General features: G+C 62.5%; 26 protein-coding genes. 24 read left to right on the forward strand and 2 right to left on the reverse strand.

Annotated elements, in window-relative coordinates; genetic code table 11:
* Positions 1-71: 71 nt before the first annotated feature.
* The 15 genes from N8H74_RS20650 to N8H74_RS20720 all read left to right on the forward strand — a co-directional run bounded on the left by N8H74_RS20650 (position 72) and on the right by N8H74_RS20720 (position 15,367).
* Positions 72-731, forward strand: coding sequence for a hypothetical protein (locus N8H74_RS20650; RefSeq protein ID WP_262149874.1), 660 nt, complete (start codon positions 72-74; stop codon positions 729-731).
* 187 nt (positions 732-918) lie between these two features.
* Positions 919-3,048, forward strand: coding sequence for a flagellar biosynthesis protein FlhA (gene flhA / locus N8H74_RS20655; RefSeq protein ID WP_217832192.1), 2,130 nt, complete (start codon positions 919-921; stop codon positions 3,046-3,048).
* An 11-nt stretch (positions 3,049-3,059) separates the two neighbouring features.
* Positions 3,060-4,403: a flagellar biosynthesis protein FlhF gene (flhF, locus tag N8H74_RS20660; protein WP_217832191.1), complete on the forward strand. Its 1,344-nt coding sequence runs from the start codon at positions 3,060-3,062 to the stop codon at positions 4,401-4,403.
* Between the two features lie 113 nt (positions 4,404-4,516).
* Positions 4,517-5,347, forward strand: coding sequence for a flagellar synthesis regulator FleN (gene fleN, locus N8H74_RS20665; protein WP_003222917.1), 831 nt, complete (start codon positions 4,517-4,519; stop codon positions 5,345-5,347).
* Positions 5,344-6,084 carry an RNA polymerase sigma factor FliA gene (gene fliA, locus N8H74_RS20670; RefSeq protein WP_003222919.1) on the forward strand — a complete coding sequence of 247 codons (741 nt, stop codon included), beginning with the start codon at positions 5,344-5,346 and terminating at the stop codon, positions 6,082-6,084. The genes fleN and fliA overlap by 4 nt, the downstream gene beginning before the upstream one ends.
* Before the next feature lie 167 nt (positions 6,085-6,251).
* On the forward strand, positions 6,252-6,623 hold the full coding sequence (locus tag N8H74_RS20675) for a chemotaxis response regulator CheY (protein WP_003183998.1): 372 nt from the start codon (positions 6,252-6,254) through the stop codon (positions 6,621-6,623).
* A gap of 21 nt (positions 6,624-6,644) precedes the next feature.
* Positions 6,645-7,433: a protein phosphatase CheZ gene (locus tag N8H74_RS20680; RefSeq protein WP_217832190.1), complete on the forward strand. Its 789-nt coding sequence runs from the start codon at positions 6,645-6,647 to the stop codon at positions 7,431-7,433.
* Positions 7,434-7,472: 39 nt separating this feature from the next.
* Positions 7,473-9,767, forward strand: coding sequence for a chemotaxis protein CheA (locus N8H74_RS20685; protein WP_262149879.1), 2,295 nt, complete (start codon positions 7,473-7,475; stop codon positions 9,765-9,767).
* A 49-nt stretch (positions 9,768-9,816) separates the two neighbouring features.
* Positions 9,817-10,965, forward strand: a complete 1,149-nt coding sequence (locus tag N8H74_RS20690; protein WP_262149881.1) for a chemotaxis response regulator protein-glutamate methylesterase — start codon at positions 9,817-9,819, stop codon at positions 10,963-10,965.
* Positions 10,965-11,705, forward strand: a complete 741-nt coding sequence (locus tag N8H74_RS20695) for a flagellar motor protein (protein WP_085710490.1) — start codon at positions 10,965-10,967, stop codon at positions 11,703-11,705. The genes N8H74_RS20690 and N8H74_RS20695 overlap by 1 nt, the downstream gene beginning before the upstream one ends.
* A gap of 15 nt (positions 11,706-11,720) precedes the next feature.
* Positions 11,721-12,611 carry a flagellar motor protein MotD gene (gene motD / locus N8H74_RS20700; RefSeq protein ID WP_217832187.1) on the forward strand — a complete coding sequence of 297 codons (891 nt, stop codon included), beginning with the start codon at positions 11,721-11,723 and terminating at the stop codon, positions 12,609-12,611.
* A gap of 43 nt (positions 12,612-12,654) precedes the next feature.
* The gene (locus N8H74_RS20705; protein WP_011333076.1) at positions 12,655-13,443 is read left to right on the forward strand and encodes a ParA family protein; all 789 of its coding nucleotides are present in this window, start codon (positions 12,655-12,657) and stop codon (positions 13,441-13,443) included.
* Positions 13,444-13,445: 2 nt separating this feature from the next.
* Positions 13,446-14,414 carry a CheW domain-containing protein gene (locus N8H74_RS20710; protein ID WP_262149885.1) on the forward strand — a complete coding sequence of 323 codons (969 nt, stop codon included), beginning with the start codon at positions 13,446-13,448 and terminating at the stop codon, positions 14,412-14,414.
* A gap of 74 nt (positions 14,415-14,488) precedes the next feature.
* Positions 14,489-14,974 (forward strand): chemotaxis protein CheW, encoded by a 486-nt coding sequence (locus tag N8H74_RS20715; RefSeq protein ID WP_007959223.1) that lies wholly within the window; start codon positions 14,489-14,491, stop codon positions 14,972-14,974.
* Complete coding sequence (locus N8H74_RS20720) at positions 14,975-15,367, forward strand: DUF2802 domain-containing protein (protein WP_217832185.1); 393 nt, start codon at positions 14,975-14,977, stop codon at positions 15,365-15,367.
* 94 nt (positions 15,368-15,461) lie between these two features.
* Here the strand turns inward: N8H74_RS20720 and N8H74_RS20725 are convergent, their stop codons facing one another.
* Together N8H74_RS20725 and N8H74_RS20730 are read right to left on the reverse strand one after the other, a co-directional pair.
* Complete coding sequence (locus tag N8H74_RS20725; RefSeq protein ID WP_262149890.1) at positions 15,462-15,791, reverse strand: EscU/YscU/HrcU family type III secretion system export apparatus switch protein; 330 nt, start codon at positions 15,789-15,791, stop codon at positions 15,462-15,464.
* Positions 15,788-17,371 (reverse strand): flagellar hook-length control protein FliK, encoded by a 1,584-nt coding sequence (locus N8H74_RS20730; protein ID WP_262149892.1) that lies wholly within the window; start codon positions 17,369-17,371, stop codon positions 15,788-15,790. Before N8H74_RS20730 ends, N8H74_RS20725 begins: the two co-directional genes overlap by 4 nt.
* 197 nt (positions 17,372-17,568) lie before the next feature.
* Between N8H74_RS20730 and ccmA the strand changes: the two genes are divergently transcribed.
* From ccmA to ccmI, 9 genes are all read left to right on the forward strand, one after another.
* Positions 17,569-18,204 carry a cytochrome c biogenesis heme-transporting ATPase CcmA gene (ccmA, locus tag N8H74_RS20735; protein ID WP_262149894.1) on the forward strand — a complete coding sequence of 212 codons (636 nt, stop codon included), beginning with the start codon at positions 17,569-17,571 and terminating at the stop codon, positions 18,202-18,204.
* On the forward strand, positions 18,201-18,869 hold the full coding sequence (ccmB, locus tag N8H74_RS20740; protein WP_007959235.1) for a heme exporter protein CcmB: 669 nt from the start codon (positions 18,201-18,203) through the stop codon (positions 18,867-18,869). Before ccmA ends, ccmB begins: the two co-directional genes overlap by 4 nt.
* Positions 18,870-18,945: 76 nt before the next feature.
* The gene (locus tag N8H74_RS20745; protein WP_217832181.1) at positions 18,946-19,701 is read left to right on the forward strand and encodes a heme ABC transporter permease; all 756 of its coding nucleotides are present in this window, start codon (positions 18,946-18,948) and stop codon (positions 19,699-19,701) included.
* Positions 19,698-19,874 (forward strand): heme exporter protein CcmD, encoded by a 177-nt coding sequence (gene ccmD / locus N8H74_RS20750; protein WP_008055370.1) that lies wholly within the window; start codon positions 19,698-19,700, stop codon positions 19,872-19,874. The genes N8H74_RS20745 and ccmD overlap by 4 nt, the downstream gene beginning before the upstream one ends.
* Entirely contained in the window at positions 19,871-20,326 is a 456-nt protein-coding gene (gene ccmE / locus N8H74_RS20755; protein WP_217832180.1) for a cytochrome c maturation protein CcmE, read from the forward strand. The genes ccmD and ccmE overlap by 4 nt, the downstream gene beginning before the upstream one ends.
* 3 nt (positions 20,327-20,329) lie before the next feature.
* Positions 20,330-22,318, forward strand: a complete 1,989-nt coding sequence (locus N8H74_RS20760; RefSeq protein WP_262149900.1) for a heme lyase CcmF/NrfE family subunit — start codon at positions 20,330-20,332, stop codon at positions 22,316-22,318.
* A complete protein-coding gene (locus tag N8H74_RS20765) occupies positions 22,315-22,851 on the forward strand; it encodes a DsbE family thiol:disulfide interchange protein (RefSeq protein WP_085611514.1) in 537 nt (178 codons plus the stop codon). Before N8H74_RS20760 ends, N8H74_RS20765 begins: the two co-directional genes overlap by 4 nt.
* Positions 22,848-23,318, forward strand: coding sequence for a cytochrome c-type biogenesis protein (locus tag N8H74_RS20770; protein ID WP_262149903.1), 471 nt, complete (start codon positions 22,848-22,850; stop codon positions 23,316-23,318). The genes N8H74_RS20765 and N8H74_RS20770 overlap by 4 nt, the downstream gene beginning before the upstream one ends.
* Complete coding sequence (gene ccmI / locus N8H74_RS20775; RefSeq protein WP_217832177.1) at positions 23,315-24,517, forward strand: c-type cytochrome biogenesis protein CcmI; 1,203 nt, start codon at positions 23,315-23,317, stop codon at positions 24,515-24,517. The genes N8H74_RS20770 and ccmI overlap by 4 nt, the downstream gene beginning before the upstream one ends.
* Positions 24,518-24,536 lie beyond the last annotated feature (19 nt).

The raw sequence follows: 24,536 nt of genomic DNA on the forward strand, positions 1-24,536 counted from the left end.
TCTCGCCGTGGACGCTTGTGGCAGGTGCTGACAGCGTTCGAGATGCTCGCGTCTTGTCAGAGGAAGCCATCATGGTTGAGCGTCTGTATCGAAAGGTCCCGGGGATGGCGTTGGATTTCGTCTCCGGTGAGCTGGTGGAAAATGCCAGCGAAAGGGCGATGGGGTATCGGGTCGTCTTCAATCTGCGCATGGACTTTTTGAACTTCAAGGTCATGGCGGACCAGTACATTCCCGGCTATCTGGACGCGCCGCTCAATGCGATCCGGCCCGAGTTCGATGGGTTGGCCTATCACCATGCTTACAATTACTTCTTCGACTGGGCAGGACGTATTCGCGATAACGCGGCGTTGTTCCGGGTTTTCAGCGATGCGGATTACTACTCGGCCGCGTGGTCGAGCGGCGGGCTCGAACAGCGGTACGACAAGCCTGAGCTCAAAATGACCGGAGACACCTTGCAGATCACGGCGGGCAAGTATTTTCGCCATGAGGACGGGCGGCCGGTGCAGATCGGTGAACTGCCGGTCGCTCGTTTCCAGGCGGCCCTCAACCTGATGCACAGTGATGTTTTGTCCGGGGACACGGCGCCGTACACGGTTGTCGTGTTGGGTTATGCCGAAGAAGACATGGTGGATGTGGAAGGTGTCCCGATGAATCGCGGGATGCGCTACATGAAAACCCATCAACTGACGTTGGGGCCGATTGCGCCCGAACAGATTCTCACCGCCGGTTGATCTGCCCGCCACGGGCCTGTTTGCGAGAGTGTCGGCAGGCCCGTTTTCACTGACGCAATCCTTGCGCAAAAATCCCGATAAACCCCTCTGTTTCAATCCTGTGCAAAAGTTGGAAGGCTTTTTGCAGTAGCCGCCGTGCGCCTGCTTCGGGCGTCAAAAGTTTGCTTTAAAGGAACGGGGAAAACCGGTGGATCGCTCTCAGTTAATCAACAGTGCTCGCTCGAACATTGCCGAACTCAGTCGCGGCAATCTGGGCGTGCCGCTGTTGCTGCTGGTCATGCTGGCCATGATGATGCTGCCGGTGCCGCCGTTCCTGCTCGACGTGTTCTTCACCTTCAACATCGCCCTGTCGATCGTGGTGCTGCTGGTCTGCGTGTACGCCCTGCGGCCGCTGGATTTTGCGGTGTTCCCGACGATCCTGCTGGTGGCGACGCTGTTGCGACTGGCGCTGAACGTGGCGTCGACACGGGTGGTGATGCTCCACGGTCAGGACGGCCACGCCGCCGCCGGTAAGGTGATCCAGGCCTTCGGTGAGGTGGTGATCGGCGGTAACTACGTGGTCGGTATCGTGGTCTTCGCGATCCTGATGATCATCAACTTCGTCGTGGTCACCAAGGGTGCCGGGCGGATTTCCGAGGTGAGCGCGCGCTTCACCCTCGATGCGATGCCCGGCAAGCAAATGGCGATCGACGCCGACCTCAACGCCGGCCTGATCGACCAGGCCCAGGCCAAGGCCCGCCGTCAGGAGGTCGCCCAGGAAGCCGAGTTCTACGGTTCCATGGACGGTGCCAGCAAGTTCGTGCGCGGTGACGCCATCGCCGGCCTGCTGATCCTGTTCATCAACCTGATCGGCGGCATGGCCGTCGGTATCTTCCAGCACAACATGACCTTCGCCGACGCGGGCAAGGTTTACGCGCTGCTGACTATCGGTGACGGTTTGGTGGCGCAATTGCCATCACTGCTGCTCTCCACTGCTGCGGCGATCATGGTGACCCGTGCTTCCGGTTCGGAAGACATGGGCAAGCAGATCAACCGCCAGATGTTCGCCTCGCCCAAAGCGCTGGCCGTGGCCGCCGGACTGATGGCGGTCATGGGCCTGGTGCCGGGCATGCCGCACTTTTCGTTCCTGACCATGGCCGCCCTGGCCGCCGGCGGCGCGTACCTGTTCTGGAAAAAGCAGAACGCCGACAAGGTGCAGGCGTTGCAGGAGGTCAAGCGTCAACAGGAGCTGCTGCCGTCGCCGGCCCGCGCCCTGGAAACCAAGGAGCTGGGCTGGGACGACGTGACTCCGATCGACATGATCGGCCTGGAGGTCGGCTATCGCCTGATTCCGCTGGTGGACCGCAACCAGGGCGGGCAACTGCTGGCGCGGATCAAGGGCGTGCGCAAGAAGCTGTCCCAGGACCTGGGCTTCCTGATGCCGACCGTCCACATTCGCGACAACCTGGATCTGGCACCGAGCGCTTATCGCCTGACCCTGATGGGCGTGATCCTCGCCGAAGCCGAGATCTACCCGGACCGCGAACTGGCGATCAACCCCGGTCAGGTCTACGGCTCGCTCAACGGCATCAACGCCAAGGATCCGGCTTTCGGCCTGGAAGCGGTGTGGATCGAAATCAGCCAGCGTGCCCAGGCGCAATCGCTGGGTTATACCGTGGTCGATGCCAGTACCGTGGTCGCCACCCACTTGAACCAGATTCTGTACAAGCACTCCAGCGAGCTGATCGGCCACGAAGAAGTGCAGCAACTGATGCAATTGCTGGCCAAGGGTTCGCCGAAACTGGCCGAAGAGTTGGTGCCGGGGGTGGTTTCGCTGTCGCAACTGCTCAAGGTTCTGCAGGCGCTGCTGGCCGAACATGTGCCGGTGCGCGATATCCGCAGCATCGCCGAAGCCATCGCCAACAACGCCGCCAAGAGTCAAGATACCGCCGCGCTGGTGGCTGCCGTGCGGGTTGGCGTATCCCGCGCCATCGTCCAAAGCATTGTAGGTACTGAGTCCGAGCTGCCTGTGATCACCTTGGAGCCAAGGTTGGAACAAATATTGCTCAATAGTCTGCAGAAGGCAGGACAAGGCTCGGAAGAGGGCGTTCTGCTGGAGCCAAGCATGGCCGAGAAGCTGCAACGTTCGCTCATCGAAGCGGCGCAGCGTCAGGAAATGCAAGGTCAGCCGGTGATCCTGTTGGTAGCAGGCCCGGTACGCGCGATGCTCTCGCGTTTTGGCCGCCTCGCCGTCCCCGGACTGCATGTGCTGGCCTACCAGGAAATTCCGGACAACAAGCAAGTGACCATCGTTGCGACAGTAGGGCCCAACGGCTGAGGTAGTGGTTTATGCAAGTTAAGCGTTTTTTCGCCGCCGATATGCGTCAGGCCATGAAGCTGGTTCGTGATGAGCTGGGCGCTGATGCCGCCATCATTGGCAACCGCCGCATTGCCGGCGGCGTCGAGCTGACGGCGGCGCTGGATTACAAACTGTCGGCGCTGGCGCCACGGGTGCCGAACATGGAACTCGAAGACGAGCTGCGCAAGACCCAGTCGCGCATCGTCACCGCCCAGGCCGAGCTGAGCCTGCGTGGCGAAGCCGACGGCAGCACCAATCGCCAGTTGTTCTCCGGGCTGCCGCTGACGGCCGGCCTGCCGCTGACCGCTGCCGAACCGCTGACCGAGCCGACCTACGCCGCGCCGAATCGCCCGGCCCCGGTGGCGCCTGCCCCGGCCGCTGCCGGTGTCGATCCGCGTGCGCTGGACTCGATGCGGTTCGAACTCAACAGCCTGCGCGAACTGATGGAAGTGCAGCTCGGCACCCTGGCCTGGAACCAGCTGCAAGGCAGCCGTCCGGCCCAGGCCAATCTTTACCGTCGCCTGCAACGGATCGGCCTGTCCGGCCCGCTGTCCCGTGATCTGCTGGCGATGATCAGCGATATCGAAGAGCCGCGTCAGGCCTGGCGCATGTTGCTCGCGCACTTGGCGCGGATGATCTCTGTTCCGGAAGTCGAGCCGCTGGAAGACGGCGGGGTGATTGCCATGGTCGGCCCGGCCGGCATGGGCAAGACCACCACGCTGGCCAAGCTGGCCGCTCGCTACGTGCTCAAGTACGGCGCGCAGAACATTGCGCTGGTGAGCATGGACAGCTTCCGCATCGGTGCCCAGGAGCAGTTGAAGACGCTGGGGCGGATCCTCAATGTGTCGGTGACCCACGTCGACCCGGGCCAGTCCCTGGTGCAGGCGCTGGATCCGCTGCTGCGCAAGCGCGTGGTGCTGATCGACACCGCCGGCCTGCAGGCCAGCGACCCGGCCCTGCGCATGCAACTGGAAAGCCTGGCCGGTCGCGGCATCCGCTCGAAAAATTATCTGGTGCTGGCAACCACCAGCCAGAAACAGGTTCTAACCGCCGCTTATCACAGTTACAAGCGTTGCGGGCTCGCCGGGTGCATCCTGACTAAACTGGATGAAACGGCCAGTCTGGGCGAGGTGTTGAGCCTGGCGATCAGCCATGAACTGCCGGTCGCCTACCTGACCGATGGCCCGCGCATTCCGGATGATCTGCATCTGCCGCGCCGTCATCAACTGGTCAGCCGCGCCGTCAGCGTGCAAATGCAGGAAGAACCCAGCGAAGAAGCCATGGCTGACATGTTCGCTGATATCTACCACAGCCCGACCAAGCAGGTTGGCTGAGGTAATGAACAGTTTTTGTACCTACATCGATGGCTTGCCACGCATTGTTCCGGTTGTGAACGCGCAGCCAGTAATGTGGCCTCCGTCTATGCAAGACAAGGTAAAGAAATAACATGGGCAGCATGCATCCCGTACAGGTGATCGCGGTGACCGGCGGCAAAGGTGGCGTCGGCAAGACTAACGTGTCAGTGAACTTGTCTCTGGCGCTGGCAGAGCTTGGCCGTCGGGTCATGCTGCTGGACGCCGATCTGGGGCTGGCGAACGTCGACGTTCTGCTGGGGCTTACGCCAAAACGCACACTGGCCGACGTGATCGAAGGCCGCTGCGAGCTGCGCGACGTGCTGTTGCAGGGGCCGGGCGGGATCCGCATCGTGCCGGCCGCTTCCGGCACCCAGAGCATGGTTCACCTGAGCCCGGCGCAGCATGCCGGTCTGATCCAGGCCTTCAGCGATATCGGTGACAACCTCGACGTGCTGGTGATCGACACCGCTGCGGGTATCGGTGACTCGGTGGTCAGTTTTGTCCGCGCCGCCCAGGAAGTGCTGCTGGTGGTCTGCGACGAACCGACGTCCATCACCGACGCCTACGCGCTGATCAAACTGCTCAACCGCGACTACGGCATGAACCGCTTCCGCGTCCTCGCCAACATGGCGCAGAGCCCGCAGGAAGGGCGCAATCTGTTCGCCAAGTTGACCAAGGTCACTGATCGCTTCCTTGACGTCGCCCTACAATACGTGGGCGCGGTGCCTTACGACGAAAGCGTGCGCAAGGCGGTGCAGAAACAGCGTGCGGTCTATGAAGCCTTCCCGCGTTCCAAGTGCGCGCTGGCGTTCAAGGCCATCGCCCAGAAGGTCGACACCTGGCCGCTGCCCGCCAACCCGCGTGGGCACCTCGAATTTTTCGTCGAGCGCCTCGTGCAGCAAACGGCAGGGCCAGTGCTATGACCGCCAGCGGTATGAACTACTACAAGAAGTCGGCACGTGACGCGCAGTACGAGCTGATCGAGCGTTACGCGCCACTGGTCAAACGCATTGCCTACCACTTGCTGGCGCGATTGCCGGCCAGTGTGCAGGTCGAGGACTTGATCCAGGCCGGGATGATCGGCCTGCTCGAAGTCTCGACCAAATACGACGCCAGCAAGGGCGCCAGTTTCGAAACGTACGCGGGCATCCGGATCCGTGGCGCGATGCTCGATGAAGTGCGCAAGGGGGACTGGGCGCCACGCTCGGTTCACCGCAACACCCGTATGGTCAGCGACGCGATTCGCGCAATTGAAGCTAAAACCGGCCGTGACGCTAAAGATCACGAGGTTGCGGCCGAACTCCAATTGAGTCTCGACGATTACTACGGGATTTTGAATGACACCTTGGGCAGCCGGCTGTTCAGTTTCGACGACCTGTTGCAGGACGGCGAACACGAAGGTCTGCACGAGGATGGCGCCAGTGCTCATCTGGAGCCGTCGCGCGATCTGGAAGACGAGCGATTCCAGGCCGCGCTGGCGGACGCGATTGCCAATTTGCCGGAGCGTGAGCGACTGGTGTTGGCGCTGTACTACGACGAAGAGCTGAACCTCAAGGAAATCGGTGAAGTCCTGGGCGTCAGTGAATCGCGGGTCAGCCAGTTACACAGCCAGTGCGCGGCCCGTTTGCGGGGGCGTTTGGGGGAGTGGCGAGCGCGCTGAGGGCGGTGTGGGGACGCTGCGAACGAGGCTGGTGCGGTGGTGAACGGCACCGGTCTCGATCTGTTGTGCTCCAGACAGTCTTTGAGTGCTTTGCCGGATTGATTGAAATGGCGCGTCCAGGTGCTGGGCGCGTTTAAGACTGCTTGGAGGTCGAATTGAACAAAGACATGAAAATCCTCATCGTTGACGATTTCTCGACGATGCGGCGGATCATCAAGAACCTGCTGCGTGATCTGGGGTTCACCAACACCGTTGAAGCGGACGATGGCACCACCGCCATTCCGGTGCTCAACAGCGGCAGCATCGACTTTCTGGTGACTGACTGGAACATGCCCGGCATGACCGGCATCGACCTGCTGCGTCACGTGCGCGCCGATGAAAAGCTCAAGCACCTGCCGGTGCTGATGGTGACCGCTGAAGCCAAGCGCGAACAGATCATCGAAGCGGCCCAGGCCGGCGTTAACGGCTACGTGGTCAAACCTTTCACAGCTCAGGCACTGAAAGAAAAGATCGAGAAGATTTTCGAACGCATCGGCTGATGTACGCGCCCCGGGGGAGCTATGGAGCATAACGAATCTTCACAGGGCGACTTCGAGTCGACTCTGAAAAAACACGCGGTCGAACTGGTCGAAAGCCTTGAAAAAGGCAAGTTCGGCGAAGCCGTGCAACTGATCCATGAGCTCAATCAGACCCGCGACCGTGGCCTGTACCAGGAAGTGGGCAAGCTCACGCGTGAACTGCACAGCGCGATCGTCAATTTCCAGATCGATCCGCACATGCCGCAAGCCGAGGAAGTGTCGCAGATCACTGATGCGACCGAACGCCTGGGCTATGTGGTCAAGCTGACCGAGAACGCCGCCAACCGCACCATGGATCTGGTGGAGAGCGCCACGCCGGTGGTCAATGGCCTGGCTGACGAAGCCCAGGCGTTGAGTGCCGACTGGGGGCGTTTCATGCGCCGCGAAGTCGGTGCCGAAGAGTTCCGTGAACTGGCTCGCCGGGTCGACGGTTTTCTGGCACGCAGCAGCGCGGACAACCGCGCCGTATCGGCCAACCTGAACGACATTCTGCTGGCCCAGGATTACCAGGACCTCACCGGTCAGGTGATCAAGCGTGTGACCCAGTTGGTCACCGAAGTCGAAAGCAACCTGCTCAAACTCGTCCTCATGGCCAGTCAGGTGGACCGCTTCGCGGGCATCGAACATGACCGTGCGGCGATGCTTGCTGAAAAAGATCCACAAAAACATCTCTCGCAGGGTGAAGGTCCGCAGATTCATGCCGATAAACGAGAAGACGTTGTGTCCGGTCAGGACGATGTGGACGATTTGCTATCCAGCCTTGGATTTTGAGTTTTTTTGGGTTTTTAGACCTGTAGGAGCACCCCATTAATGAGCTTCGGCGCCGATGAAGAGATCCTTCAGGATTTCCTGGTTGAGGCCGGCGAGATTCTTGAGCAACTGTCCGAGCAACTGGTCGAGCTGGAAAGCCGTCCGGATGACGCGGATCTGCTCAACGCAATTTTTCGCGGTTTCCACACTGTAAAAGGGGGCGCCGGCTTCCTTCAGCTCAACGAGCTGGTGGAGTGCTGTCACATCGCCGAAAACGTGTTCGACATCCTGCGCAAGGGTGAGCGTCGCGTAGATGCAGAACTGATGGACGTGGTACTCGAAGCGCTGGACTCGGTGAACAGCATGTTCGGCGAAGTTCGCGATCGCAGCCCGATCACCGCTGCAACACCGGAACTGCTGGCGGCGCTGTCGCGTCTGGCCGAGCCGCAATCGGCTGATGAAGCCGTGGCCTCGCCGGTGGCCGAGATGATCGAGGAACTGGTCGTTGAAGACGCAGCCTCGGGCGACATCACCGATAACGAATTCGAACAGTTGCTGGACTCGCTGAGCGCCGTCAAGGCTGAAGCCGAGGCTCCGGCGGCCGTGGCTGCGCCGGTGCAGAGCGCCGATGAAGCGGCCAGCGATGAAATCACCGATGCCGAGTTCGAGTCGCTGCTCGACCAGCTTCACGGCAAGGGTCAGTTCGCCGCTGATGCGGTGGCCCCGGCGGCGGCCGCTCCTGCGGCGCCGGCAGCGGGCGACAGCTCCGACATTACCGACGATGAGTTCGAAGCCCTGCTCGATCAGTTGCACGGCAAAGGCAACTTCGCCGTCGAAGCGCTGGAGTCGGCCATTGCTTCGGCCCCGGCGCCTGCCGCTCCGGCTGCGGCCGCTGCGGGCAGCGATCTGATCACCGATCACGAATTCGAATCGCTGCTCGACCAGCTGCACGGCAAAGGCAAGTTCACGGACGTCGCTAGCGGTGCGCCAGTTTCCGCCGGCAGCACTTCGGCCGTCGCCACGCCTGCTGCCGCCGCACCTGCCGCCAAGACTCCGGCCGCTGCGCCGAAGCCGGCCGCGAAAGCCGCCGAGCCAAAAGCCGAAGCGCCAAAACCGGCCGCCGCTGCCGCACCGGCACCTGCCCGTGCGCCGGCTTCGCCGCCACCGGAAAAACCGGCCAGTGAAGCCGAGACCACCGTGCGGGTCGACACCGCGCGTCTCGACGAAATCATGAACATGGTCGGCGAACTGGTACTGGTGCGTAACCGTCTGGTGCGCCTGGGCCTCAACAGCGGCGACGAAGCCATGTCCAAGGCCGTGTCGAACCTCGACGTGGTCACGGCCGACTTGCAGACCGCGGTGATGAAGACCCGGATGCAGCCGATCAAGAAGGTCTTCGGGCGCTTCCCGCGTCTGGTTCGCGACCTGGCGCGTCAGCTCAAGAAAGAGATCAACCTGGAACTGGTGGGTGAAGAGACCGACCTCGACAAGAACCTCGTCGAAGCACTGGCCGACCCGCTGGTCCACTTGGTGCGCAACGCGGTCGACCACGGTATCGAGTCGCCGGAAGAACGCGAAGCCTCGGGCAAGGCCCGTGGCGGCAAGGTGGTGCTGGCCGCCGAACAGGAAGGCGACCACATCCTGCTGTCGATTTCCGATGACGGCAAGGGCATGGACCCGAACGTCCTGCGTTCGATCGCGGTAAAACGCGGTGTGATGGACAAGGATGCGGCCGATCGCCTGAGCGACACCGAATGCTACAACCTGATCTTCGCCCCGGGCTTCTCGACCAAGACCGAGATTTCCGACGTGTCCGGCCGTGGCGTCGGCATGGACGTGGTGAAGACCAAGATTTCCCAGCTCAACGGTTCGATCAACATCTACTCGACCAAGGGCCAGGGTTCGAAGATCGTCATCAAGGTGCCGCTGACCCTGGCGATCATGCCGACCCTGATGGTGATGCTCGGCAACCAGGCGTTCGCGTTCCCGCTGGTGAACGTCAACGAAATCTTCCACCTCGACCTGTCGACCACCAACGTGGTGGATGGCCAGGAAGTGGTGATCGTGCGGGACAAGGCGCTGCCATTGTTCTACCTCAAGCGCTGGCTGGTCAGCTCCGCCGCTCACGAAGAGCAGCGCGAGGGCCATGTGGTGATCCTTTCGGTGGGCACCCAGCGGATCGGCTTCGTCGTCGATCAACTGGTCGGCCAGGAAGAAGTGGTCATCAAGCCGTTGGGCAAGATGCTCCAGGGAACTCCGGGCATGTCCGGCGCCACCATCACCGGTGACGGCCGCATTGCACTGATTCTCGATGTTCCGAGCATGCTCAAGCGTTACGCCGCACGGCGTATTTGAATCCGGGGCGGCGGGGCGACAACGTCTCGCCGCACCTAATGGAGTGTTTATGGCAGTCAAAGTCCTGGTGGTGGACGATTCGGGTTTTTTCCGCCGCCGCGTCTCGGAAATTCTTTCAGCGGATCCGAGCATCCAGGTCGTCGGTACGGCGACCAACGGTAAAGAGGCGATCGATCAGGCCCTGGCCCTCAAGCCGGACGTGATCACCATGGACTACGAGATGCCGATGATGGACGGCATCACGGCCGTGCGGCATATCATGCAGCGCTGCCCGACCCCGGTGTTGATGTTCTCCTCGCTGACCCACGAAGGCGCCCGGGTGACCCTGGATGCGCTGGATGCCGGCGCGGTGGATTTCCTGCCGAAGAATTTCGAAGACATCTCCCGCAACCCGGAGAAGGTCAAGCAGTTGCTGTGCGAGAAGGTTCACAGCATCTCGCGCAGTAACCGTCGTTTCAGTGCCTACAGCGCACCGGCGCCGGCTGCTGCGCCTGCGCCGACACCCGCGCCTGCACCTGCGTCGTCGAGTTTCGCCAGCCATGGCAGCAGCGCTCCGGCCCGTCCGGCGCCAGCCCCTGTCCATGCACCGACCCGCACTCCGGCGGCCAGCGCTTCGTCGCCGGCCCCCAAGCGCAAGTCCTACAAACTGGTGGCGATCGGTACATCGACCGGCGGCCCGGTAGCCCTGCAACGGGTCCTGACCCAGTTGCCGGCCAACTTCCCGGCGCCGATCGTGCTGATCCAGCACATGCCGGCAGCGTTCACCAAGGCGTTCGCCGAGCGTCTGGACAAGCTGTGCCGCATCAGCGTCAAGGAAGCCGAGGATGGCGACATCCTGCGTCCGGGCATGGCGCTGCTGGCGCCGGGTGGCAAGCAGATGATGATCGACGGCCGTGGCGCGGTGAAAATCCTCCCGGGCGACGAACGTCTGAACTATAAGCCGTGCGTAGACATCACCTTCGGCTCCGCCGCGAAATCCTACGGCGACAAAGTTCTGGCGGTGGTGCTGACCGGCATGGGCGCCGACGGCCGTGAAGGCGCGCGTCTGCTCAAGCAGGGCGGCAGTTCGGTGTGGGCGCAGGACGAAGCCAGTTGCGTGATCTACGGCATGCCGATGGCGATCGTCAAAGCTGACCTCGCCGACGCGGTGTACGGCCTGGACGATATCGGCAAGCATCTGGTCGAGGCGTGCATCTGATGGATGTTCTAAGCCTTATCGGGATCATCATGGCGTTCGTCGCCATCATCGGCGGCAACTTCCTTGAAGGCGGTCACCTCGGCGCGCTGGCCAACGGCCCGGCGGCGCTGATCGTGCTGGGCGGCACGATCGGGGCCGCGCTGCTGCAATCGCCGATGAGCGCCTTCAAGCGCGCCATGCAGATTCTCGCCTGGATCTTCTTCCCGCCACGGGTGGACCTGGCCGGCGGCATCGACCGGGTGGTCAACTGGAGTCTCACCGCGCGCAAGGAAGGCCTGCTCGGCCTGGAAGGCGTGGCAGATGCCGAACCGGACGCCTACTCGCGCAAAGGCCTGCAACTGTTGGTCGACGGCGCCGAGCCGGAAGCGATCCGCAGCATTCTTGAAGTCGATTTCTACACCCAGGAAGCCCGCGACATCGAAGCTGCCAAGGTCTTCGAAAGCATGGGCGGCTACGCGCCGACCATCGGCATCATCGGGGCAGTGATGGGCCTGATTCATGTCATGGGCAACCTGGCCGATCCGTCGCAACTGGGCAACGGCATCGCCGTGGCGTTCGTCGCCACCATCTACGGTGTGGCGAGTGCCAACCTGGTGCTGCTGCCGGTCGCCGCCAAGCTCAAGTCAATCGCGTTGCGGCAGTCGCGTTATCGCGAAATGTTGTTGGAAGGTATTTTGTCGATCGCCGAAGGTGAAAACCCTCGCTCTATCGAGCTGAAGCTTCAGGGCTTCATGGATTGATGGGGGTAATGGACTATGGCTCGTCGTCGCCAGCATGAAGAACACGTCAACCACGAGCGCTGGCTTGTGTCGTACGCAGACTTCATCACGCTGCTGTTCGCTTTCTTTGTGGTGATGTACTCGATCTCGTCGATCAACGAAGGCAAGTACAAGATCATTTCCGAAGCGTTGATCGGGGTCTTCACCGACTCCGACCGCGCGCTCAAGCCGATCCCCATCGGCGAAGAACGACCGAAGACCGTGACCCCGGCCAAGCCGCTGGTCAAGGACAGCGAGCAGGTCGACGCCGGTATCGCCGGGGCCAGCGATCCGCTGAAAAGCATTGCCGACGACATCAGCGCCGCGTTCGGCGACCTGATCAGTTCCAACCAGATGACCGTGCGCGGCAACGAGCTGTGGGTCGAGATCGAGCTGAACTCCAGCCTGTTGTTCGGCAGCGGCGACGCGATGCCGAGCGACATCGCGTTCAGCATCATCGACAAGGTCGCAGCGATCCTCAAACCGTTCGACAACCCGATCCACGTCGAAGGCTTCACCGATGACCAGCCGATCCGCACCGCGCAGTACCCGACCAACTGGGAGCTGTCCTCGGCGCGTTCGGCGAGCATCGTGCGCATGCTGGCGATGCAGGGGGTGAACCCAGGTCGCCTGGCGTCGGTGGGCTACGGCGAATTCCAGCCGGTGGCCAACAATGCCACCGCCGAGGGCCGCGCGAAAAACCGTCGCGTGGTGCTGGTGGTGTCGCGAAATCTGGACGTGCGCCGCAGCCTCACCGGTACGGGCACCGCCAATGCAACACCGGACGCGGCATTGAAGCGCGCTGGCACACAAACTGCACCGACCCCGGTCAAGACGCCGGGACGCGAGAGTGCCGTCAATTCTCCGTCGCCCGCATTAATACGCTGAGCTATGTCTCGGCCGAGCATCTCGGCCGGGAGGAATGATCCGAATGAGAGTCTGGGCAGTCGCCAATCAAAAGGGTGGTGTCGGTAAAACCACTTCCTCCATCGCTTTAGCCGGGTTGCTGGCCGAGGCGGGCAAGCGCGTGGTTGTGGTCGATCTCGACCCCCACGGCTCGATGACCAGCTATTTCGGTTACGATCCCGACAGCCTGGAACACAGCAACTACGACCTGTTCCTGCACAAGGGCGGCGTGCCGCAAGGCCTGCCGGGGCAGTTGCTGCTGTCGACCAGCGACGAACGCATTTCCCTGCTGCCGTCGAGCACCGCGCTGGCGACCCTCGAGCGCCAGTCGCCGGGGCAGAGTGGCCTGGGCCTGGTGATCGCCAAGAGTCTGGCGCAGCTGTGGCAGGATTTCGATTACGCGATCATCGACAGCCCGCCGCTGTTGGGCGTACTGATGGTCAACGCCCTGGCCGCCAGTCAGCAACTGGTGATCCCGGTGCAGACCGAACACCTGGCCGTCAAAGGTCTGGAGCGCATGGTCAACACCCTGGCAATGATCAACCGCTCGCGCAAACAGGCGCTGCCGTTCAGCATCGTGCCGACCCTGTTCGACCGCCGCACCCAGGCGTCGATGGGCACCCTGCGGGTGTTGCGTGACAAATTCCCCGACGAGATCTGGCAGGGTTACATCCCGGTCGATACCCGTCTGCGCGATGCCAGCCGTGCAGGTGTCACGCCTTCGCAGTTCGATGGCAAGAGCCGTGGCGTGCTGGCTTACCGCGCGCTGCTCAAGCATTTGCTGGCGCAGCAACTCGTTCCGCAGGTGGCCTGAGCATGAACCGGCCGATCAAACTGACTTCACGTCCGCAGATGGCTTTGCAGTCCTATCTGGACAGCTTGTTGCAGGACGTGCCGGAGGCGTTGCCGGACGAAGTCGAGGCGCAGGTCGAAGTGGTTGAAAGTGCCGCCGCGCTCGATGAATTCCAGGCAGCGGTGCTTGAAGAGCAGGCGCGCGATGCACAGGCGTCTGCCAGACCGGTGACAACGGTGGCGGCGCCAGCCCCGGCCCCGGCCCCGGTTGCCAGAGCGCCTGTGGCATTGATCGAAACCCCGGAACCTGTGCGGCCGGTTTCGACCCTCGCACCGCTGTTGCAAACCCGATTGCTGCAAACGACGCCGGAACCGGAACCCGCTCTCGCGCCGGTCGAGCCACAAGCGCCGGCCCCTGTGCAGGTTGAGCAAACGCTGGTTCCGCCGCTGGTGGAAGTGCATCTGCCGCCGAGTAACACACCGCCGCCGGTGGACACCGATGGTCGTCCGGCCTGGGCCGCCGAAGCGTTCGAATGCCTGTTGTTTGACGTCGCCGGGCTGACCCTGGCGGTGCCGCTGGTGTGCCTGGGTTCGATCTATTCGCTGGCCGGCCACGAATTGACGCCGCTGTTCGGTCAGCCGGAATGGTTCCTCGGCATCCTGCCGAGCCAGGCCGGCAACCTGAAGGTGCTGGACACCGCGCGTTGGGTCATGCCGGATCGTTATCGCGACGACTTCCGCCAGGGCTTGCAGTACGTGATTTCGGTGCAGGGCTACGAGTGGGGGCTGGCGGTGCATCAGGTCAGCCGCTCGCTGCGCCTGGACCCGAATGAAATCAAATGGAGAAGTCACCGAGGGCAGCGGCCATGGCTCGCCGGCACGGTGATTGAACACATGTGCGCCTTGCTCGATGTCGCCGCACTGGCCGAGTTGATCGCCAGCGGTGGGGCCAAGCACATGTCCGGCAGTAAGCCGAACCACAAACCGACATAAAAGACACGCGCTGGCCCTTGAAGCCGGCGCACCGAACACACACCGCCAGGCGCGGTTTTTCGAGGGGCTAGGGTATGAACGACAAGGCTACGGCGGCAAAGGGTTCCGAAGATCCGATCCTGCAATGGGTGACCTTCAAACTGGACAATGAAACCTACGGCATCAACGTGATGCGCGTTCAGGAAGTCCTGCGCTACACCGAAATCGCTCCGGTTCCGGGTGCGCCAAGCTACGTGCTGGGCATCATCAACCTGCGCGGCAACGTGGTGACCGTGATCGACACCCGTCAGCGCTTCGGCCTGATGAGCGGCGAGATCAGCGACAACACCCGTATCGTCATCATCGAGGCCGACAAGCAAGTGGTCGGGATCATGGTCGACAGCGTGGCTGAAGTGGTTTACCTGCGTCAGTCGGAAATCGAGACCGCGCCAAACGTCGGTAACGAAGAGTCGGCCAAGTTCATCCAGGGCGTATGCAACAAGAACAACGAGTTGCTGATCCTGGTCGAGCTGGACAAGATGATGAGCGAAGAAGAATGGTCGGAACTGGAGAATATCTGATTGATTCTCGAGGTAGCGGTCATTGTCCTGTTCCTTTTCTGGGCAGGCACGCTGGCGATGTTTCTGGCGTACATCAAGGCGCAGCGGCTGATCGCTGCGCAACAGGCCCAGGGCGATGCGCTGCGTGACCAGCGCATCAAGGACCTGGCCAAGCGCGTCGACGATTACCAGAACGGCAACGTGCGCATGGGCGAAGCCCTGCACGAGCTGCGCGCGGTCGTCGGTCCGTTGCCGGACAAGATCATCCAGCTGGAACAGCGCGACCCCTCGAGCCTGTCGTTCGCCCAGGCGGCGAAACTGGTGGGCATGGGCGCGAGCGTCGATGAACTGACCCAGTCCTGCGGCTTGACCCAGGCTGAGGCAGAGTTGATGAGAAAGCTGCACAGAAGCTGATTTTTGCGTTGAAGCTGAAATCGCCCTTCGCGAGCAAGCCCGCTCCCACAATCAACGTGGCGGCGGGCTTGTTTGCGAAGGGGGCTTCGAAACCTCAGTAATCATCCCCGCGATCGGTGATGTCCTTCTCGACCATCGGCGCATCCGGATCCTGTCCTTGCGGGAACTTGCCCTTCAGATTCCACGCAAACGCGATGATCTCGGCGATCGTCAGGTACAGCTCCGGCGGAATGCTGTCGCCCAGTTCCATGCGCGCGAGCAGGCGCACCAGTTCGGCGTTTTCGTAGATCGGTACTTCGCAGTCGCGGGCGATGCGCAGGATTTCTTCGGCCAGTTCTTCATCGCCCTTGGCGGTGAGCGTCGGGGCGTGGCTGCCGTCGTATTTGAGGGCGATGGCCTGGCGTGGTGCGGTGGAATCGTTCATGCGGTTTCGTCGACCCAGCGGTGTTCGAGACGGGTTTGGTTGCCTTGCGGCGGAGTGCCGAGGTGGCAGTCGAGATCGCCGACATTCAGCCCCGAATCCAGCAGGCGCTGGCGCAGCGCGGCCAGATTGCTTTCGATCAGGCTTGCGGTGTACGGCCGTTCGGCCCAGAGCTGGCTCGACAGGCTGCCACTGATGAGTTGCGCCTGAATCTGCATCGGCCCCAGCGGTTCCATGTCGAATGCCAGATCGACGCGCCACAGTTGTTGTTTGGGTTCGCGCTCGTCGCGGCGTTGCTCGTTTGGCTCCTGTTTTTCCGGGGCTTCCTCGCGCTGGAATTTGACCTGCAACGGCACGATGTCCTGCAAGTTGCGCATGGGGATTTCCAGTTGCCAGGTGCTCAGCAGACGGCCGTCGTCGGTGACGCCGGTCTGTTCCAGGCTCGATAACTGATGGCTTTGCAGGCGCGATACCGCCGCTGCCGCGAGGCGCAGCAGATGCTCCAGATCGCCTTCGCCTTCCAGACTTTGCAGCAGTCGTTCGGGCAGCGGGAAGCTGCTCGGCACAGGTTTGGCGCTGACCTGGCCGAGGGTGCCGAGGGCGTTGCGTACGAAACTCGGCAGCGCCTGGGCCAGGGTGTTGGCGGCGATGATCGCGTTGAAACTGGTGCTGCTCGGCAGTCCTGGCGTGAGCTGCGCGATCAGTTTCAGCAGGTCGCTTTTCATGTCCGGGGTCAGCGTCGGGTTTTGCCCGGTGAGCAATTTGGTTTCGAGGAAAACCCCGCTGTTGGCCAGGGCCTGGGCCAGACCCCGAGGGGTGCTCAATTGTTGTACATCCGGCAGGCTGGCGAGCAGTTTGTCGACCGCCGCGCGCAAATCCGGGGAGGTCTGATCGCTGCTGGCGGGCGGCAGGTTCTGGAGGATCTTCAGCAAGCCATCGAGCGAACCCTGACGGCTCTGCTGACTGACCAGTTGCTGGCTGACCGCCAGTTGCTCCTGACGATTGCTCAGGGGCAGGAATTTCAGGGTCTGGGTGTCCTGCACCAGCGCCGACAGCAGCGTGCCGATGCGCAGCGGTTGCGGGCTGTCGATGCTCAGGGTGCTGCCACTCAACGCGGTGTTGAGCAGCGTCACCAGCGAGCGATACACCGTCGGTTGTCCCGGCACTTGCGGCAGCACCTGAGCGGTCAGCACCTTGCCTTGCAGCAGAGTGCCGACCGGCAATTGCGCGGTGTCGATGCGGGTAAGGGTGGCGACGCTGCTGGCGATGGCCTGTTGCACGGTGATCGCCAGGTTGCCCGCCGATGGCTGGGTGATCGCCAGGCTGGTGCCCTGGGGTAGGGGCTGGCTGCTGGTGGCCTGCACGGTGGTCTGGCGACCGTTGTCGAGGGTGACCTTGAGCAGCAATTGAAAGGTCTGGTCCGCCTGTTTGAGCGACAACACCTCGGCCCGGGCGCTCTGACCGGCGCCGATCAACCCCTCGACCGGCGTCAGCAGCTTGAGCAATTCACCGCTGACCACTTGTGGGCGACTGTTCGCCGGCGTGGTTTGCGGGAGCGGGAGGATGTTCATTTCACCTGTCATACGCGGACACAACCTGAGGAAATTGCACGCTTGAGAGTAAGGTACGGCATGTATAATGCCGCCCGTCTTTCCGAGAGTGGCTAAAACATTGCATTTGTTTGACGCAGCTCTCTAGATCAAGCCGTTTTTGCATCTATGCTGCATCACTTTAACGGCCGCGCCAGAGCCGACTTGAACCGTATAAGGCCCGTGATCCCTTGACCAGCCCTGTCCTGCAAACCGTCGCCCTCGCTTGTGAGCGAGATTTGAGGCTGCTCTTCGAAAATCTCGAATTGAGACTGGCCAGTGGCGATATGGTGCAGATCAGCGGCCCCAACGGCAGCGGCAAGACCAGTCTGCTGCGCCTGCTGGCCGGGCTGATGCAGCCGACCGGTGGTCAGGTCTTGCTCAACGGCCAACCGTTGAACGAGCAGCGTGGCGAACTGGCGCGCAACCTGCTGTGGATCGGCCACGCCGCCGGGATCAAGGATTTGCTCACCCCGGAAGAAAACCTGTCCTGGCTCTGCGCCCTGCATCAACCGGCCGGACGCGAGGCAATCTGGCAGGCCCTGGCGGCGGTTGGATTGCGCGGTTTCGAAGATGTTCCCTGCCACAGCCTGTCCGCCGGCCAGCAGCGCCGAGTGGCGTTGGCGCGCCTGTATCTGGATAGCCCGCCGCTGTGGATTCTCGACGAACCGTTCACCGCCCTCGACAAGCAGGGCGTGGTGCAACTGGAAGCGCATCTGGCCGGGCACTGCGAGCGCGGCGGCATGGTGGTGTTGACCACCCACCACACCCTGAGCCGGATGCCGGCCGGTTATCGCGACATCGATCTGGGGAATTGGGCGGTATGAGTGTGTTCGGTCTGCTGGTTGCCCGTGAATCCCGACTGCTGTTCCGCCGCCCGGCGGAGCTGGCCAATCCGCTGATTTTCTTCGCCATTGTCATTGCCTTGTTCCCGCTGGCCGTCGGCCCGGAGACACAAGTGTTGCAAAACTTGTCCCCGGGGTTAGTCTGGGTGGCGGCGCTTTTGTCGGTCCTGCTCTCGCTGGACGGGCTTTTCCGCAGTGATTTCGAGGATGGATCCCTGGAGCAGTGGGTCCTTTCGCCGCACCCCCTGCCACTTCTGGTCTTGGCCAAGGTGCTGGCACACTGGCTTTTTTCCGGGCTGGCACTGGTTTTGCTCTCGCCCTTGCTGGCTTTGATGCTCGGATTGCCGGCCGCCTGCCTGCCGGTTCTGCTGCTGTCGTTGCTGCTGGGAACGCCGGTGCTGAGTCTGCTCGGCGCGGTGGGCGCGGCGCTGACGGTCGGTCTGAAGCGTGGTGGCCTGTTGCTCGCGCTGCTGATTCTGCCGTTGTACATCCCGGTGTTGATCCTGGGCAGTGGCGCCTTGCAGGCGGCATTGCAGGGCATGCCGGCGATTGGTTATCTGTTGTGGCTTGGCAGCCTGACCGCCCTGGCGATAACCCTGACACCCTTTGCAATAGCGGCTGGCCTGAAGATCAGTGTCGGCGAATAATGATGAGGTCTGATCAAAATTTGATCAGCAAAGACCCAGGCGTTTCATAGCGAAGCGCACCCGTGATGGAAACAGTATGAACTGGACCTGGTTTCACAAGCTCGGCTCGCCCAAGTGGTTCTACGGCATCAGCAGCAAAATGCTGCCGTGGCTCAGTATCGCGGCGTTGCTGCTGATCTCTGTCGGCGTCATCTGGGGCCTGGCCTTCGCGCCGCCGGACTATCAGCAAGGCAACAGCTTTCGCATCATCTATATCCACGTACCTACCGCGATGCTCGCCCAGTCGATCTACGTGATGCTGGCGGTGTGCGGTGTTGTAGGGCTGGTGTGGAAGATGAAACTGGCCGACGTCGCCCTGCAATGCGCCGCCCCGATCGGCGCGTGGATGACCGCCGTGGCGCTGGTCACCGGGGCGATCTGGGGCAAGCCGACCTGGGGCTCGTGGTGGGTCTGGGACGCGCGCCTAACCTCGATGCTGATTCTGCTGTTCCTGTACTTCGGCGTGATCGCCCTGGGCAACGCCATCAGCAACCGTGACAGCGCCGCCAAGGCCTGCGCGGTGCTGGCGATCGTCGGGGTGATCAACATCCCGATCATCAAATACTCGGTGGAGTGGTGGAACACCCTGCACCAGGGCGCGACCTTCACCCTCACCGAAAAACCGGCGATGCCGGTGGAGATGTGGCTGCCGCTGCTGCTGACGGCGTTGGGTTTCTACTGTTTCTTCGGCGCGGTATTGCTGCTGCGCATGCGCCTTGAAGTACTCAAGCGCGAGGCCCGCGCCAGTTGGGTGAAAGAAGAAGTGCAGAATAGCCTGGAGGCCGCTCGATGAGTTTCGCGTCATTCGGCGACTTCCTCGCCATGGGCCATCACGGCCTGTATGTCTGGTCGGCCTACGGCATCTGCCTGGCGGTGCTGGCCCTCAACGTGGCGGCGCCGATCCTGGCCCGCAAGCGGTATCTGCAACAAGAGGCGCGTCGTCTGCGCCGGGAGAACGGCAAGTGAATCCGCTGCGCAAAAAACGTCTGATCATCATTCTGGCGATTCTGGTCGGGGTCGGCGCTGCCGTCGGCCTGGCCCTGAGCGCCCTGCAGCAGAACATCAATCTGTTCTACACCCCGACCCAGATCGCCAACGGCGAAGCACCGCAGGACACGCGCATCCGTGCCGGCGGCATGGTCGAGAAGGGCTCGCTGCAGCGCTCTTCGGATTCGCTGGACGTGAAATTCATCGTCACCGATTTCAACAAGTCGGTGACCATCACCTATCGCGGCATCCTCCCGGACCTGTTCCGTGAAGGGCAGGGCATCGTCGCCCTCGGCAAGCTCAACGCCGACGGCGTGGTGGTCGCCGACGAGGTGCTGGCCAAGCACGACGAGAAGTACATGCCGCCGGAAGTCACCAAGGCGCTCAAGGACAGCGGTCAATCCGCGCCGACGCCTGCGAAGGAGGGTTGATCGATGACTTCGACCATTTTCATTCCGGAGCTGGGTCATCTGGCGATGATTCTGGCGCTGTGCCTGGCGCTGGTGCAGGCCGTGGTGCCCCTACTCGGTGCCTGGCGCGGCGACCGCTTGTGGATGGGTCTGGCGCAACCGGCCGCGTGGGGGCAGTTTGCGTTTCTGCTGTTCGCCTTCGGCTGTCTGACCTACGCGTTCATGACCGATGATTTCTCCGTCGCCTACGTGGCAATGAACTCCAACAGTGCCTTGCCGTGGTACTACAAGTTCAGCGCGGTGTGGGGCGCCCACGAAGGTTCGTTGCTGCTGTGGGCATTGATCCTCGGCGGCTGGACCTTCGCGGTCTCGGTGTTCTCCCGGCAGTTGCCGCAAGTCATGCTCGCCCGGGTGCTGGCGGTGATGGGCATGATCAGCACCGGTTTCCTGCTGTTCCTGATCCTGACCTCGAACCCGTTTTCGCGAATCTTGCCGCAGATTCCGGCCGACGGTCGTGACCTCAACCCACTGCTGCAGGATATCGGCCTGATCGTCCATCCGCCGATGCTCTACATGGGCTACGTCGGTTTCTCGGTGGCGTTCGCCTTCGCCATCGCTGCCTTGCTGGGCGGTCGCCTCGATGCGGCGTGGGCACGCTGGTCGCGTCCGTGGACCATCGTCGCCTGGGCCTTCCTCGGCATCGGCATCACCCTCGGTTCGTGGTGGGCCTACTACGAACTCGGCTGGGGCGGCTGGTGGTTCTGGGACCCGGTGGAAAACGCCTCGTTCATGCCTTGGCTGGTGGGCACCGCGCTGATTCACTCGCTGGCGGTCACGGAAAAACGCGGCGTGTTCAAGAGCTGGACGGTGTTGCTGGCGATTGCCGCGTTCTCCCTCAGCCTGCTCGGGACGTTCCTGGTGCGTTCCGGGGTGCTGACTTCGGTCCACGCGTTCGCTTCGGATCCGGAACGCGGCGTGTTCATTCTGATCTTCCTGCTGTTCGTGGTCGGCGGTTCGCTGACCCTGTTCGCCTTGCGTGCGCCGGTGGTCAAGAGCCAGGTCGGCTTCAACCTGTGGTCGCGGGAAACCCTGTTGCTGGGCAACAATCTGGTACTGGTGGTGGCGGCGTCGATGATTCTGCTCGGCACTCTTTACCCGCTGGTCCTGGATGCGATCAGCGGCGCCAAGCTGTCGGTCGGCCCGCCGTACTTCAACGCGCTGTTCATTCCGTTGATGGCGTTGCTGATGGTGGTGATGGCGGTCGGCGTGATCGTGCGCTGGAAAGACACTCCGGTGAAATGGCTGGCGAGCATGCTGACCCCGGTGCTGCTGGGCAGCGCCGCGCTGTCGGTGGTGGCGGGGGTCGCCTACGGTGATTTCAACTGGGCGGTGCTCGCGACCTTCATGCTGGCGGCGTGGGTGCTGCTGGCCGGTGTTCGTGACATCGTCGACAAGACCCGCCACAAAGGCCTGATCAAAGGTCTGCCGGGCCTGACCCGCAGTTACTGGGGCATGCAGCTCGCGCACCTGGGGATCGCGGTGTGCGCGCTGGGTGTGGTGTTGTCGAGCCAGAACAGTGCCGAGCGCGACCTGCGTCTGGCGCCGGGCGAGTCGATGGAGCTGGCTGGTTACCAGTTCGTGTTCGAAGGTGCCAAACACTTCGAAGGGCCGAACTTCACCTCTGACAAGGGCACTGTGCGGGTGATCCGCAACGGCCAGGAAGTCAGCGTATTGCACCCGGAAAAACGCCTGTACACGGTGCAGAGTTCGATGATGACCGAGGCCGGGATTGACGCCGGTTTCACCCGCGATCTCTACGTCGCTCTCGGTGAGCCGCTGGGCGATGGCGCCTGGGCGGTGCGGGTCCACGTCAAACCGTTCGTGCGCTGGATCTGGTTCGGCGGCCTGCTGACCGGTTTCGGCGGATTGCTCGCGGCGCTGGATCGGCGTTACCGGGTCAAAGTCAAAAGCCGGGTGCGTGAAGCGCTGGGCATGGAAGGAGCCGCTGCATGAGACGTTGGTTGATGCTGGTGCCACTGGCGATTTTCCTGCTGGTGGCGGTATTCCTTTATCGCGGTCTGTACCTGGACCCGGCGGAGCTGCCGTCGGCGATGATCAACAAGCCGTTCCCGGAGTTTTCGCTGCCGGCGGTGCAGGGTGACAAGACCCTGACCCGCGCCGACATCCTCGGCAAACCGGCGCTGGTCAACGTCTGGGGCACCTGGTGCATTTCCTGCCGGGTCGAGCATCCGGTGCTGAACAAACTCGCCGAGCGCGGCGTGGTGATCTACGGCATCAATTACAAGGACACCAACGCCGATGCGCTGAAGTGGCTGGCCGAGTTCCACAATCCGTACCAACTGGACATCCGCGACGATGAAGGCTCCCTGGGCCTGAACCTCGGCGTTTACGGTGCGCCGGAAACCTTCTTCATCGATGCCAAGGGCATCATCCGTGACAAGTACGTCGGGGTGATCGACGAGCAGGTCTGGCGCGAAAAACTGGCGGCCAAGTATCAGGCGCTGGTCGATGAGGCCAAGCCATGAAGCGCTTTCTTGCTGCTGTGGTGTTGGGGCTGAGTCTGGCCGGCGTGGCTCACGCGGCCATCGACACCTACGAGTTTGCCAAAGAAGGCGACCGCGAACGTTTCCGTGAGCTGACCAAGGAACTGCGCTGCCCCAAGTGCCAGAACCAGGACATCGCCGACTCCAACGCGCCGATCGCCGCCGACCTGCGCAAGGAGATTTTCCGCATGCTCGGCGAGGGCAAGGACAATCAGCAGATCATCGACTTCATGGTCGACCGCTACGGTGATTTCGTCCGCTACAAACCGGCGCTCAATGCCAAGACCGCATTGCTCTGGTTCGGCCCGGCCGGCCTGTTGCTCGGCGGGTTCGTGGTGATTGCGGTGATTGTCCGCCGTCGGCGCGGGCAGCGCACCGCGACTCCTGATTCGCTGTCCACCGAAGAGCGTCAGCGCCTCGACCAACTGTTGGATAAAAACCAAGAATGATTGATTTCTGGCTCGCCGCAGGGCTGTTGCTTCTGGTCGCCCTGAGTTTCTTGTTGATCCCCGTGTTGCGTGGTCGCCGTGCCCAGCGGGAAGAGGATCGTACTGCCCTGAACGTTGCGCTGTATCAGGAGCGTGTCGCCGAGTTGCAGGCGCAACAGGCCGAAGGTGTGCTCGACGCCGCGCAAATGGACAGCGGCCGCGCCGAAGCGGCCCGCGAACTGCTCGCCGATACCGAAGGTGTGGCTCCGGCGCGGGTTTCCCGTCTGGGCAAACCGTTGCCGTTGCTGGCGGCACTGTTGGTGCCGGTATTGGGGCTGGGGCTGTATCTGCATTTCGGTGCCAGCGACAAGGTCGAGCTGACCCGTGAATTCGCCCAGGCGCCGCAGTCGATGGAAGAGATGACCCGTCGCCTGGAGCGTGCCGTGGCGGCGCAACCGGATTCCGCCGAAGGCTTGTATTTCCTGGGTCGTACCTACATGGCCCAGGATCGCCCGGCGGACGCGGCGAAAATGTTCGAGCGCACCGTCAACCTCGCCGGTCGTCAGCCGGAGCTGCTCGGCCAGTGGGCGCAGGCCCAGTATTTCGCCGACGGCAAGAAGTGGTCGGACAAAGTCCAGGCCCTGACCGACGAAGCGCTCAAGGCTGATCCGAAAGAAGTCACCAGCCTCGGCCTGCTCGGCATCGCCGCATTCGAAGGCGAGCGCTATCAGCAAGCCATCGATTACTGGAATCGTCTGCTGGCGCAGCTGCCGCCAGAGGACAAATCCCGTGAAGCCTTGCAGGGCGGTATCGCCCGTGCCACGGAGAAGCTGCAAGCCAGTGGCGGCAAGGTCGCCCAGGCGCCGGCCGCGAAGGCGGCAGCCTTGCTCAAGGTCAGCGTGAACCTGGCCAGCGAACTCAAAGGCAAGGTTCAGCCGGGTGACAGCGTGTTCATTTTCGCTCGCGCCGTTTCCGGCCCGCCGGCCCCCCTGGCGGCCAAGCGCCTGACTGTCGCCGACCTGCCGGTGACCGTCGAACTGGGCGATGCCGACGCCATGATGCCGCAATTGAAACTGTCGAACTTCCCTGAAGTCCAACTGGTTGCGCGCATCTCCCGGGCCGGTCAGCCGACTGCCGGTGAATGGGTGGGTCGCAGCGGGCCGCTGGCCAGCAACACCACCGCGCCACAAACACTGACCATCGACAGCCCGGACAAATAACCGGCGCCAAACAGGAACG

This window comes from Pseudomonas sp. B2M1-30 (assembly GCF_025447575.1).
Classification (GTDB): domain Bacteria; phylum Pseudomonadota; class Gammaproteobacteria; order Pseudomonadales; family Pseudomonadaceae; genus Aquipseudomonas; species Aquipseudomonas botevensis.

Coding starts and splice junctions, on each gene's coding strand:
- N8H74_RS20650 (WP_262149874.1), top strand. CDS start 72: ATGGTTGAGCGTCTGTATCGAAAGGTCCCGGGGATGGCGTTGGATTTC.
- flhF (WP_217832191.1), top strand. CDS start 3,060: ATGCAAGTTAAGCGTTTTTTCGCCGCCGATATGCGTCAGGCCATGAAG.
- fleN (WP_003222917.1), top strand. CDS start 4,517: ATGGGCAGCATGCATCCCGTACAGGTGATCGCGGTGACCGGCGGCAAA.
- fliA (WP_003222919.1), top strand. CDS start 5,344: ATGACCGCCAGCGGTATGAACTACTACAAGAAGTCGGCACGTGACGCG.
- N8H74_RS20675 (WP_003183998.1), top strand. CDS start 6,252: ATGAAAATCCTCATCGTTGACGATTTCTCGACGATGCGGCGGATCATC.
- N8H74_RS20680 (WP_217832190.1), top strand. CDS start 6,645: ATGGAGCATAACGAATCTTCACAGGGCGACTTCGAGTCGACTCTGAAA.
- N8H74_RS20685 (WP_262149879.1), top strand. CDS start 7,473: ATGAGCTTCGGCGCCGATGAAGAGATCCTTCAGGATTTCCTGGTTGAG.
- N8H74_RS20690 (WP_262149881.1), top strand. CDS start 9,817: ATGGCAGTCAAAGTCCTGGTGGTGGACGATTCGGGTTTTTTCCGCCGC.
- N8H74_RS20695 (WP_085710490.1), top strand. CDS start 10,965: ATGGATGTTCTAAGCCTTATCGGGATCATCATGGCGTTCGTCGCCATC.
- motD (WP_217832187.1), top strand. CDS start 11,721: ATGGCTCGTCGTCGCCAGCATGAAGAACACGTCAACCACGAGCGCTGG.
- N8H74_RS20705 (WP_011333076.1), top strand. CDS start 12,655: ATGAGAGTCTGGGCAGTCGCCAATCAAAAGGGTGGTGTCGGTAAAACC.
- N8H74_RS20710 (WP_262149885.1), top strand. CDS start 13,446: ATGAACCGGCCGATCAAACTGACTTCACGTCCGCAGATGGCTTTGCAG.
- N8H74_RS20715 (WP_007959223.1), top strand. CDS start 14,489: ATGAACGACAAGGCTACGGCGGCAAAGGGTTCCGAAGATCCGATCCTG.
- N8H74_RS20725 (WP_262149890.1), bottom strand. CDS start 15,791: ATGAACGATTCCACCGCACCACGCCAGGCCATCGCCCTCAAATACGAC.
- N8H74_RS20730 (WP_262149892.1), bottom strand. CDS start 17,371: ATGACAGGTGAAATGAACATCCTCCCGCTCCCGCAAACCACGCCGGCG.
- ccmB (WP_007959235.1), top strand. CDS start 18,201: ATGAGTGTGTTCGGTCTGCTGGTTGCCCGTGAATCCCGACTGCTGTTC.
- N8H74_RS20745 (WP_217832181.1), top strand. CDS start 18,946: ATGAACTGGACCTGGTTTCACAAGCTCGGCTCGCCCAAGTGGTTCTAC.
- ccmD (WP_008055370.1), top strand. CDS start 19,698: ATGAGTTTCGCGTCATTCGGCGACTTCCTCGCCATGGGCCATCACGGC.
- N8H74_RS20760 (WP_262149900.1), top strand. CDS start 20,330: ATGACTTCGACCATTTTCATTCCGGAGCTGGGTCATCTGGCGATGATT.
- N8H74_RS20765 (WP_085611514.1), top strand. CDS start 22,315: ATGAGACGTTGGTTGATGCTGGTGCCACTGGCGATTTTCCTGCTGGTG.
- N8H74_RS20770 (WP_262149903.1), top strand. CDS start 22,848: ATGAAGCGCTTTCTTGCTGCTGTGGTGTTGGGGCTGAGTCTGGCCGGC.
- ccmI (WP_217832177.1), top strand. CDS start 23,315: ATGATTGATTTCTGGCTCGCCGCAGGGCTGTTGCTTCTGGTCGCCCTG.